This window comes from Mesorhizobium sp. WSM4845 (assembly GCF_055811455.1).
This window is the reverse complement of sequence record NZ_JBVVQA010000021.1, coordinates 1-11,278: the sequence shown is the minus strand read 5'-3', so window position 1 is coordinate 11,278 and position 11,278 is coordinate 1. Positions and strand designations below refer to the sequence as shown.

The 11,278-nt window shown below is 62.2% G+C and carries 8 protein-coding genes and 1 pseudogene; all 9 read right to left on the bottom strand.

Features of this window, described 5'->3' with window-relative positions:
• Positions 1 to 126: 126 nt before the first annotated feature.
• The 9 genes and pseudogenes from AC0L2C_RS22250 to AC0L2C_RS22210 all read right to left on the bottom strand — a co-directional run bounded on the left by AC0L2C_RS22250 (position 127) and on the right by AC0L2C_RS22210 (position 11,188).
• Positions 127 to 884 (bottom strand): annotated as a pseudogene (locus AC0L2C_RS22250) (FkbM family methyltransferase).
• The gene (locus AC0L2C_RS22245; protein ID WP_473524468.1) at positions 881 to 2,116 is read right to left on the bottom strand and encodes a hypothetical protein; all 1,236 of its coding nucleotides are present in this window, start codon (positions 2,114 to 2,116) and stop codon (positions 881 to 883) included. Before AC0L2C_RS22245 ends, AC0L2C_RS22250 begins: the two are co-directional and overlap by 4 nt.
• Before the next feature lie 21 nt (positions 2,117 to 2,137).
• Positions 2,138 to 3,610, bottom strand: coding sequence for an aspartate aminotransferase family protein (locus AC0L2C_RS22240; protein ID WP_473524467.1), 1,473 nt, complete (start codon positions 3,608 to 3,610; stop codon positions 2,138 to 2,140).
• A gap of 23 nt (positions 3,611 to 3,633) precedes the next feature.
• Positions 3,634 to 4,641: an NAD-dependent epimerase/dehydratase family protein gene (locus AC0L2C_RS22235; protein WP_128246507.1), complete on the bottom strand. Its 1,008-nt coding sequence runs from the start codon at positions 4,639 to 4,641 to the stop codon at positions 3,634 to 3,636.
• Entirely contained in the window at positions 4,638 to 5,084 is a 447-nt protein-coding gene (locus AC0L2C_RS22230) for an EamA family transporter (RefSeq protein ID WP_128246506.1), read from the bottom strand. Before AC0L2C_RS22230 ends, AC0L2C_RS22235 begins: the two co-directional genes overlap by 4 nt.
• A 120-nt stretch (positions 5,085 to 5,204) precedes the next feature.
• The gene (locus AC0L2C_RS22225; protein ID WP_128246505.1) at positions 5,205 to 6,554 is read right to left on the bottom strand and encodes an FAD-binding oxidoreductase; all 1,350 of its coding nucleotides are present in this window, start codon (positions 6,552 to 6,554) and stop codon (positions 5,205 to 5,207) included.
• 2 nt (positions 6,555 to 6,556) lie between these two features.
• Entirely contained in the window at positions 6,557 to 7,990 is a 1,434-nt protein-coding gene (locus AC0L2C_RS22220; RefSeq protein ID WP_128246504.1) for a UbiA family prenyltransferase, read from the bottom strand.
• A 260-nt stretch (positions 7,991 to 8,250) separates the two neighbouring features.
• Positions 8,251 to 8,514: a hypothetical protein gene (locus tag AC0L2C_RS22215; RefSeq protein ID WP_023798910.1), complete on the bottom strand. Its 264-nt coding sequence runs from the start codon at positions 8,512 to 8,514 to the stop codon at positions 8,251 to 8,253.
• Between the two features lie 184 nt (positions 8,515 to 8,698).
• Positions 8,699 to 11,188: a mechanosensitive ion channel family protein gene (locus AC0L2C_RS22210; protein WP_128246503.1), complete on the bottom strand. Its 2,490-nt coding sequence runs from the start codon at positions 11,186 to 11,188 to the stop codon at positions 8,699 to 8,701.
• Positions 11,189 to 11,278: the final 90 nt, after the last annotated feature.

Sequence of the window (11,278 nt, the reverse complement as noted above, 5' to 3'; positions counted from 1 at the left end):
CCGGCGCCCGTTTGATCGGCGCACAATATGCAGGCGACAGCCGCCATGCTACCGCCTGTTTGCGACACGTTGCAAGTGCGACGCGACCCGCAAAAATCAGGTGCTATCGGGCTCCGGGGCTATCCCTCAGGCGAAGGCCCAGATGTCCTCGGCCTGGAAGCCGACCTGGTAGCCGGCGGTCTTCAACTTGACCACGACCTGGCCGATCTCGGCCGCCGGCAAGGCACCAACCTCGACCTTGATCATGCCGGGACGGTAGCGCTCGAGGTCGAGCTGCTCGAAGACGATCCAGTCGGCGCCTTCGCAATCGACAAGGAAGGCGTCGATATGGGTGATGCCGTTGCGGTCGAGCAGCGTCTGCAATGTCTCCGACGGCATTCGATATCCCTGAGGTGCGGCGCGAATTTATTGAAGTTGGCATCGGCCTGGCCCCAGGCATTCTTGCCCGACATCAGATTGGTGTCGGTCACCGACGAGCAGCCGATGAACTCGATCGGCAACGTGCCAGCCTCGAGTGCGGCGGCATCGAAGGTGTGGACCATGATCGTTCCCTTGGTCTTCGTCACCGCGACCGGCTCGATGATGAAGCGGCCCGTATCGGTATAGTTGGCGCGCAACCGCTTCTGGTTGTGCGGGATCGGCTCGACCAGTATGGCGCGAGCGTGCGGGATGCGGTGCAGCCACGGCGTCACATCGTCGAACAACACGCCATCGCAGGCGCCGATATTGACCATCTGGAACCGCCTTTTTGCCCCACTGAGGCGCGCCTTCAGCGCGGCCTTCGCCAGGAACTTCGTACCGCGCATCGACGGCCCGCGATCGAGGATGCCAGCGGGGAGGCCGAGCGACAGCGCGATGCGCGCCAGGCTGGAAACGGAACTCATGACTTGTCTCCAGGAATGACGTGCAATGGCGCGGCGCCGCGCCCTTTGGTGCTCGCTGATGCCCACAACGCCATGAATGGCCCGGCGAGCAGCAGGAACGGCGGGATCAGATTGAGAAAATAGATGCGGGTGTCGTGGATCGGGAAGACCGTGAATTTGGCCAATACGCCGAGCACCAATGCCGCAAACAGAATGCCGGCGCGGCGGTCGAGCTTGAAGCCGGCACGGCTTGAGGCATACCACCCCGCCAGCGCCATCACCGAGACGCCGACCCAGTTGTTCAGGCTGACGGCACGGATCAGGGAGGCGGCAAAAGCCCGGAGGTAGGCGACAGCCGAGAACGGCGGATCGAAGCCGGCCATATTGTAGTGCTGCTCGATCGAGGAGAACCACAGATGCGGCCACCAGCCGGGATGCTGCGCCCAGTGCGAGATGGCGAAATAGGCGACGAGCGAGGCGGCAAAGCCGGCCAGCGCGCCCCACGCCTTCTGCCGGAAGACCAACAGCAGCACGGCAAAAATAGCAAGGAAAACAATATTGTCGGGCCGAGCCATGAAAGCGAGGAAGAGCAGGATCGCGGTGGCCACTTCACGACCGCGCCTATAGGCAAAGAGCCCGCCGAGGAACAGCGCTGAGCACAGCAGGTCAGGCGTCAACGCCCGCGCCGCGTCGCCGAAATCGGCCATCATCAGCACCGCGCCGAGAACCGGCGCCAGCGCCAGCGCGCCCTCTGAGCGCAGCCAGAGCAGCGCGATCGCGCCGAACAGCAGCACCGAGAACACCTGCAGCAGCCGCATCGCCGCGACCGGCGACATCGCCGAGCTCATCGTCGACAGGATCTCGGTGTAAAGGAACTTGATCCGGTACATGCCGAGCAGCGAATGGAAATCGGCGGCATTCCCGGCCATATGACTGCGGAAGCCGCCGCCATCATCGGTCAGCGCCTTGTAGTCGCTCGCCGATAGGCCGTCCCTGACCGTGCCATAGGCATAATCGTGCAGCGCCTGCACATCGCGATAGGTGCCCTCCTCGGCGATCGCAAGGTAGGGCAGCATGTCCCAATTGGCGTCAGGCATGAACCATGCCGTCGCCGCGGTCAGCAGGATGAAGAGCGCGAAGGCAGCCGCGCCGATCGGTGCGGCAAGACACGCATATGTGCCCTCGCCCCATGCCAGACTGGCCTTGGTCAGCCGGTCGAGCAGGTTTGTCGGAGCCGGAGACTTGCTCAGCATGGTCTCGCTCGGCGCACCTGGCTAACGAACCTGGCTTTTGACGAAATCCTTCACGATCGACACGATACCGCGCGACAACAGGCTGTCGAGCGCCTCGACGAAGCGGTCGACATGTTCGCGCCGGCAGATCAGCGGCGGTTCGAGACGGATGACGTTGCGGTTGTATTCGGTGAAGGCGACGAGCACGTCGTAGTCACGCAGCAGCAAAGCACCAACAAAACCGGACAAGGATCCCTTCAGCTTGTCGTCAAGCACGCTGACCACAGGCCGCAGCACCATCGGCAAGGTCTGCGAAAAGTCGTGGAATTCCAGCCCGACCATAAGGCCTTTGCCGCGGACCTCCTTGATGATCTTCGGGTATTTTTCCCGCAACATCTGCAGGCGTTGCAGCAGATAGTCGCCGGTGACCGCGGCGTTGTCGATCAGCCCCTCGTCGTAAAGCACGTTGAGCGCCTCGATCGAGGTGACGCAGGCCTCGCCCATGCCGCCGAAAGTGGCCATGGCGTGGATCATCGCCGTCTTCGGCGTGCCATAGGCCTTCATGTAGACCTCGCGCCTGGCGATCATCGCGCCGACCGCCGCCTTGCCGCCACCGAGCGACTTTGCCAGCGCCGTGACGTCCGGAACGACGCCGTAGTGCTCGAAGGCATAGAAGCGGCCGGAGCGGCCATAGCCGCACTGCACCTCGTCGGCGACCCACAGAACACCGTATTGGTCGCATAGCGCACGCAGCTTCTGCCAGTATTCGGCAGGCGCCTGGATGATGCCGCCGCCGCCCTGGATGGTTTCGAGCACGATGACGCCGACCTCGGGATGGGAGCGGAAGGAGCGCTCGACCGCTTCGATGTCGGCGAACGGAATGCGCATGACATTGTCGGCCATCTTGAAGTCGGCGCGATAGAGCGAGCCGTCGGTGATCGCCAGCACGCCCTTGGTCTTGCCGTGGAAGGAATTCTCGGCATAGACGATTTTCGGCCGCTTCGGGCCGGCGGCGCGCTCGGCGAGCTTCACCGCCGCCTCCATGGCTTCGGAGCCGGAAGAGCCCAGAAACACCATGTCGAGGTCGCCGGGCGAGCATTTGGCGAGATTGTGCGCCAGCGCCGCCGCATATTGCGACATGAAGGCGATGGCGATCTCCTGCCGCTTCTCCTCCTGGAACTTTTTGCGCGCCTCGAGAAGGCGCGGATGATTGTGGCCGAAGGCCAGCGAGCCGAAGCCGCCGAAGAAATCGAGGATCTTGCGGCCGCTCTGGTCGATGTAGAACATGCCTTCGGCGCGCTCGACCTTGATCTTGTGGAAGCCGAGCAGCTTCATGAAATGCAGCTGGCCGGGGTTGAGATGCGCCTTGAACAGGTCGGTCATGCGCGCGACGTCCATCGCCTTGGCCTGCTCGACGCTGATCAGATCGGGCTTGGCGGTGGTGGCGGGCGAAAGCGCCGGCACGCTGACCGTGGCGCGCGCAGTCGTGTGGTCTGGCTTGGTCATGACGGTCATCTCAAGAGTCTCCTGCTGGCCCTTCACTCGGCGAGCACATGTTTGGCGGCGACGGCATGGCCGTCTTTCTTGGCGCGATATTCGCTGTAGGCGGCGATCAGCATGTCCTCGTCGCGATATTGCGGCACCCAGCCGAGCTGGCGTTCGGCCTTGGACACGTCGAGCACGCAGTCCTCGTCGGCGATCAGATACTGCTCCGGATCCATGATCGGCATGTTCAAGAGGTCGAGCAGGTCGAGCGTTCGCTTGACTGCCCAGCCCGGGGTCGGGATCAGGATCGATTTCGAGCCGGCATGCCTGATCAGGTCGCCGAGCAATTTCCGGACCGGCGGCGGGTTGAGCGAGCCGAGATTATAGGCTTCATCAGGCACGCCGGCCTTCCACGCGGCGCGCGCCGCCTCGGCGCAGTCGAACACCGAGATGAACTGATACGGGTTCTTGCCCGAGCCGATCATCGGCACCGGAAGGTTCCAGTCGATCAGCTTGAACAGTTTTTCGAGGATGCCGAGACGGCCGGGGCCGATGATCAGGCGCGGCCGAAACAGCGAGATCGACATGCCGCGCTTGCGCCATTCGACGGCCAGTTCCTCGGTCTTCTGCTTCGACCAGCCATACTCGCCGAGCGGCGCAACCGGGTGTTCCTCGGTCATCGGTTGCGTGACCGTGTGGCCGTAGATCATGTCGGTCGTGTAATGGACGAGCTTGGGCGCGCCGGCTCTGTCCATCGCCTGCATGATGTGCTCGGTGCCGTGGAAATTCACCGGAAAGAAGAATTCGTGGCGCTTGGCGCGCACCTGGATCGGCGACAGCATTTTCGCCGACAGATTGTAGACCATGTCGTCGGCCTTCAGACCGACCGAAGCCACCGATGCCGGATCGGTGACGTCGCACCCGACATATCGGACCGAGCGATAATGCGGCAGGTCGCTTTTAGCGATATCGGCGACGACCACCTCCTCGCCATCGGCCAGGAGCTTCGGGGCAAGGTGGCGGCCGACGAAACCGTCACCGCCGAAGATCACATGTCTCATCGAACGATCCCACTGTGAATCTTGTCGGACGAAAGGGATGCCGTTTCCTCGTCATGCCCGAGACCAGCCAAATCCCGGCCACTTTGGGCGATCAGCACCGTGCCGACGCAGATGAAAGCGATGCCGGCGATGCGCCAGCCATTGAGGTCTTCGCGGAAGATGAAATAGGCGAAGATCGCAACGGCGACATAGGCGAGACTGAGGAACGGATAGGCGAAGCTGAGCTCTACCTTGGACAGCACATAGAGGTGTGACGCCATCGAGATGACGAAGGTGCACAGGCCGAGGAAAACCCACGGGCTGAAGACAATCTGCAACAGCTTCAGCAACGGATTGCTGCCCTCGAAGGAAATCGAACCAAGTGACATCATGCCCTGCTTCAGCATGAGTTGCGCGGCGGCGTTGGTCATGACCGTGAACAGAATGAAGACGATGTATTTCATGTTTTTTCCACCGGACCTTCCCCGCTCTATTGAAAACTTCCAAACATTTCGTGAAGCACAAAAAGCCTTGAGGAAAGCTTGAGTTATCGACGCATTAACCACAACCTATTCGAATGTTATCTATTCCGCGGCTTCGGCGGTTCCGTGTCGCGCCTCGAGCTTTTTCGCCGTTCGCGCCCAGAAACTCGACATGAAGGCGGGATCACGGATCGCTTCGAGGCGTTGCCATTCCGGAAAAGAGGCTGCGAAAACATCGTCGCCCATGCGGGCGTCCTTGTAGGGATTGACCGCGCCACCGGCCTCAACCGTGATTTGGTCGAGTTCCTTCAGCAGCGCCAGCGTCGCACGGCCACGGTTGGGGAAATCCAGCGTCAACGTGAAACCCGACCGCGGGAACGACAGCAGTGCCGGCGAGCGGACCCCGCCGAAGCGCTTCAGGACGGTGAGGAACGAGCCCTGCCCGGCCCGTTTTGCCGCCGCAAGCAACGCCGGCACCACTCGGCGCGCGACGACTTGCGGCATCACGCTCTGGTGCTGGAAAAGCCCGTTCGGTCCATAGAGCCGGTTCCAGTTGCCGACGCCGTCGAGCGGAAAGAAGAAACCCTGGTAGCCGACCTGGCGCGGCGCCGACCGGCTCTTCTTCCACCGGTAGGCGGCATTGAAGACAGTCAGGAACGGCCGGTTGAGCACGTTGAACGGCGGCTGGAACGGCACCGAAAGATTTCCACTGGCACGCAAGGCCAGATGGGAGCCATGCTCGGCGTGATTGCCGGTGAACAGCAGCCCGCGGCCGCGACTGTGGCCGCCGGCAAGCTGGTCGATCCAGGCGACGACGTATTCGTTGGCCTGATCGGCCGCTTCCGCGAGTTCGAAGAACTCGCCGAGATCACGGAACGGCGTCACCTTCTCGATGATGTCGAGCGATGACACCCGCATCAGCCGGATCGATGCGGACAGTATCAGCCCAGTCAGCCCCATGCCGCCGATCGTCGCCGCGAACTGGCGTTCATTCTCGGTGGCCGAGCAGTAATGGGCCTGTCCGTCCGATCTGAGCAGCGTCAAGGATTCGACGTGGCAGCCGAAGGTGCCGCGCCGGTGATGGTTCTTGCCGTGAACGTCGTTGGCGATGGCGCCGCCGAGCGTGACGAACTGCGTGCCCGGAACGACGGCGGGAAAGAAGCCGTATGGCGCTGCATGGGCGATGATGTCGGACAGAAGCACGCCGGCCTCGGCCTCGATCACGCCGGTCTCGGCATTGAAGGCGCGGATCCTGTTCAGCGGCCGCATATCGATGATCGTGCCGGCCCCATTCTGGCAGGAATCGCCATAGGAGCGGCCGTTGCCGTAGGCGAGCAAAGCGTTTCTTGTCGCCTTGCCGCTCTTCAGCAACGCAACAGCGTCATCCGCCGGGATCACATTGAGTGCCGGTGGCGTGGCAAGACCGAAGCTCTGGAACCGCTCCTGCCCCACGCCTACCAGCCTCCGACGACCAGAAACACAGCGCCGATGAGCACGACGATCTGGCTACGCCAGTCGCGGATGATGAAGACGACCGGATCGTCATGCATCTGGTCGCGGCGAGCGAGAATCCAGACGCGCATGGTCAGGTAAAGCACGATCGGCGCCAGCGGCCAGACCAGCCAAGGATGCGGATAAAGTTCGCGCACCGCAGCGCTGTCCATATAGAGCGCCAGCACCAGCGCCGAGGAAAAGGCCGACGCCATGCCCGCCTGGGCGACGATCTCCTGGTCTTCGGTGCGGTAGCCGCGGCCGGCAATGCGCTCGCCGGCCGGAATGGCAGTCGTGCGCAGCTCGACAAACCGCTTCACCAGCGCCAGCGACAGGAAAAAGAAGATCGAGAAGGCCAGCAGCCAGAAAGAGACGTCGACGCCGGTTGCCGCGGCGCCCGCCAGAACGCGGATCGTGTAGAGACCGGCCAATGTCAGCACGTCGATCAGAAGCATGCGCTTGAACGACAGCGAATAGCCGGTGGTGATGACCATGTAGCCACCGAGCACGCCGAGGAATTCGATCGGCAGCAGAAGCCCTGCAGCAACGCCTGTTGCGAGCAGCACCATCATTGAACCGAGGCCGAACGGGATCGACAGCGCGCCGCTGGCGAATGGCCGGTTGCGCTTGGTCGGGTGTTTGCGGTCGAGCGCGAGATCGAAGAAATCATTGAGGATGTAGATGGCGGAAGCGACTGCGCTGAACGAGACGAATGCCAGCAGGCATTCCCAGATCATGTCGGCGTTGAAGTATTCGTGCGACAGCACCATCGGCACTGCGATCAGCGAGTTTTTCAGCCACTGATGAACGCGCAGCATCTTGACGATGGTTCTGAATGTCGGTTTCGGCGCCGGCATGATTTCAGCACTGTGCACGGCCTGCCAGCGCGCGGCATGACGGTCGGGGGCGACGACGATTGCCGTGCGCGCGGCGTCGAATACCTTAAGGTCGTGCCGACTGTTGCCGGCATAGTCGAAGCCGCCATCGCCATAGGCGGCGACAAGCGAGGCGCGCTTTCTGCCTGACGTCATGTTGTGGGGGCTGTCAGTCGCCAGGACGCGATCGAATATGCCGAGATGTGCGGCGATCGCCTCGGCGAATTTACGCGGCGTCCCGGTCGCCAGCACGATCTTGCGGCCTTCGCCATGTTCGGTGCGAAGGCGCTGAAGCAGCGCCTCGCGGTAGGGCAGCGACGCAGGATCGATGTCGATGCGTTGAGCGATGGCCTGCTTCAACCGCGCCGGCCCGCCGGCGAGCCAGAACGGCACCAAGAAAACATAGAGCGGATTCTTCTTGAGAAGGATGAACAGACCTTCCCACAACAGGTCCGTCGCGATCAGCGTGCCGTCGAGATCGACAGCAAGCGGGATTGCGTTCCTGTCCGACCGCACATCCATTCTTCGTTGCCCTGCCTAATAGCGCATGATCCCGAAAGCCGACCTTTCGGAAAGGATCAGGCGCCGATCCAAAACCCCATGCTTCGGCGTCTTCGGCCCGATATAGCGGGCAACAGCGCAGCGATCGTTAAAGCGTCCGGCCCGGCCTGGCTTGCGTGACGGTATTTTCCCTTTCATCGTCAAGTTTCGATAACCCGAAACGATCAAAGGCCGGGCATTTGCCCGGCCTTCTAAAAACTAGTCAACGTTTTTTGACGCGGTTACTTGATGCGGGCGACGCCGCCAGAGATTTCGATTGTTTCCGAACCGGTCAGCGCTTCGAGGTCGCCATTCGGCATGGTAACGAAACAGCCGGTCGGGCAGAATTCAGCGGTTTCGCCGGCGGCCAGCGCCAGCTCCGTCTTGCCACCGCCTTCGGTCACGACGAGTGTGCGGGTCTCGGCGTCCTTGTTGGTGGCGCTGGCGGCAAAGGCTGAACCGCCCACGGCAAGAAAAGCGATGGCGGCGACGAGCGACTTCCACATTTGCAGTATCGGTGTTGCCACCGCCTCTGTTGCATTTCGCAAGGCATTCCCGCCCTTTGCATGTGAGCTTATATGAGATGCAAGCTGAACGGCAACTGAATGCCGCATTCATGCCGCAATTGCTTTGGCTGCGTCGGAAGCGCAGGTATCAGCCGTTCGCAGGCCGGCTGAATATCAATAAACCCTAATCGGGATCCGGCTTGCGGGTCTTGCGCCCGGATCTGGCCAGGCGTTTCGTCTCGGCCACGGCTTCCGCCTTTGCTTGCTCCTGTTCGGCAAAATCGACTTCGATCTTGTCGTCATCGATCGGCCACGCCTCATGCTTCTTGGTCTCGACGACGGCGCGCGGCGCCGACGGAATTTCGATATGCTGATCGGCGAACTCGTCGAGGACGGCAAACCGAATGTCGTTCTGCACGATGTTGCCGTTCATCACGTCGGCCAGGAACACACGGATTTCGAATTCGAGAGCGGCCGCCCCGAAATTGGTGAACAGCACGAAGGGTTCCGGATTTTTCAGCACCAGCGGATGGCCGCGCGCAATCTCCAACAGCACAGCATGGGCCTGCTTGACGTCGCTGCCGTAGGCGACGCCGACCTTGATGTCGATGCGACCGAGCTTGTTGCGGTGCGTCCAGTTGCCGACCGCATTGTTGATCAGGTTTGAATTGGGCAGGATCACCGACTGCCGCTGGAACGTCTCGATCTCGGTAGCGCGCACGCTGATCTTCTTGACCGTGCCGCTGATCTCACCGGCGACGATCCAGTCGCCGACCTTGAACGGCCGCTCGGCCAAGAGGATCAGGCCGGAGACGAAGTTGGAGACGACATTCTGCAGGCCAAAGCCGATACCGAGCGACAGGGCGCCGGCGACAAGCGCCAGGTTGGAGAGATCGATGCCCGCCGCCGAGACGCCGACGAGGGCTGCGAGCGCGACGCCGGCATAGCCGACCGCCAGCCGGATCGAGTTGCGCACGCCGGTATCGACCTTGCCGCGCGCCATCACCGAGCCGTCGAGCCAGCCCTGGAACCAGCGCGTCAGGAAATAGCCGATGATGAAGACGACGATGCCGGTGAGGATGCCGGTCACCGAGATCGTCACGGAGCCGACGGTGAGGCCCGTCGCCAGCTTGTAGGCCCAGGCCTCGATGTCGCCGGGCTGGAAGCCCCACATCAACAGGATCAGCGGCAGGAACACCAGCACGATCATCAGGTTGATGGCGACGCTGACGACCAGGCCGAGTTGGTCGAGCGCGGACTCCTCATAACTGGAATTGGTCGATAGCCAGCGCCCGATCGACGTGTTGGCAAAGCCACCTTCCTCGCTGATCGCCCGCGCTGACAGGAAGCCGATATAGGCGGTCACCAGAATGGTACCGGTGACCACGACCTGCAGCGAGACGAAGATGGCAAGGCCGATATAGCCGAGCAGCGCCGTGGCAATGGTGAAAAGGCCTAGCGCGACAGCGGTGTAGCGCAGCCACGCCGGCCAGGGGCGCCAGCTTCCGTCGGTGGCCTTGAACGGCTTCAGCAGCGCCATCAGGATCAGGATGATGCCGACGATGACGGTGGCGACAAAACTTCTGGCGATGGTCAGAGACAGCGGCGAGCCCATCGTGTCGTTGACCACCGACAGGAAATAGTTGACGCCGATCACCACCGCCATGGCGGTCGTCAGCCGCACCAGCCAGCGTGCCGGGCCTGATTCAACGGGGATGAGCCGCCAGTTCGGCAGCCGCGGCTCCAGCGTCGCATTGGCCAGTCGGTTGACGCAGAACACCACCGCGATGACCCCGACCAGCGCCTTCATGAAAACGCCAATGTCGCCGCGCAACACATTGTAATAGTTGAAAAAGAACACGGTCGAGACCAGGAAGACGCCGACCGCCAGCGTCGGCAGCAATGTCGACCAGAACGCCACCGACAACCGGCTGAGATAGGACGGATCTTCGACCGACGGGTCCGCTTCGAAGATACCCCCGAACAAACGCCGCCCACCGACAAAAAGCACCGCCGCCAGGGAAAGCGCCGTCAAGGTCGCGGCCAGCACGGCCTGGAACTTGAACTTGAAGACAAAGGCCAGCCACGACGACACTGCCTTGTTGAAGCCGGTAAATTCACCATTGGCATCGGAAATGACTTCAGGGCTCAACGCGTCGGACAGCACGTAGCGCTTGGTGAGCAGATTGCGAAATAGCTCGCTGCGCATATTGGCGATCTTGGCGATGAGGCCGCTGATTCGGATCGACAGGTTTTGCGCCGCGGCGATGACAGCATTGATCTCGGCCTTTTCGGACGCCAGCGCCTGGCGTTCGCTGGTCACGATGTCGGGTTCGGGTGGCTGGCCCGCGGCCGGCGGCGCCGCGAGCTGATCGAGCCTTGCGTTGATCTCCGAAAGGCGCGGGCGGAAGACAAGCGCGCTGTCCAGCGCACCTCGCGACATTTCCTCGAGCTGCAGGCGGATGTCGACAAGGCTGGCGTCGTCGTCACCGTCCTCCTGGATTTTCTTTTCGAGATTGTCGGTCCTCGTCGTCAGGTCCTGCAGGATTTTCTGCTGGTCGGCGACCACTCCAGAGGCAGCCTGCTCAAGCCCCTGCGCCGCCGCATCAAGCGACAGCGGCGCCGAGGCGACGATCGCCAGGACCAGAACGAAGCGGAGCAGTCGGAAAAGCATGATCGTTGGCGACTCACAGGCGGTAAGGCGTTCTAAAGCTCGCCCTTGATAAAGACGCTGATACCGGGGAGCAAGCCGTCCCGCCCTGCC

Coding starts and splice junctions, on each gene's coding strand:
- AC0L2C_RS22245 (WP_473524468.1), bottom strand. CDS start 2,116: ATGCTGAGCAAGTCTCCGGCTCCGACAAACCTGCTCGACCGGCTGACC.
- AC0L2C_RS22240 (WP_473524467.1), bottom strand. CDS start 3,610: ATGACCGTCATGACCAAGCCAGACCACACGACTGCGCGCGCCACGGTC.
- AC0L2C_RS22235 (WP_128246507.1), bottom strand. CDS start 4,641: ATGAGACATGTGATCTTCGGCGGTGACGGTTTCGTCGGCCGCCACCTT.
- AC0L2C_RS22230 (WP_128246506.1), bottom strand. CDS start 5,084: ATGAAATACATCGTCTTCATTCTGTTCACGGTCATGACCAACGCCGCC.
- AC0L2C_RS22220 (WP_128246504.1), bottom strand. CDS start 7,990: ATGGATGTGCGGTCGGACAGGAACGCAATCCCGCTTGCTGTCGATCTC.
- AC0L2C_RS22215 (WP_023798910.1), bottom strand. CDS start 8,514: ATGTGGAAGTCGCTCGTCGCCGCCATCGCTTTTCTTGCCGTGGGCGGT.
- AC0L2C_RS22210 (WP_128246503.1), bottom strand. CDS start 11,188: ATGCTTTTCCGACTGCTCCGCTTCGTTCTGGTCCTGGCGATCGTCGCC.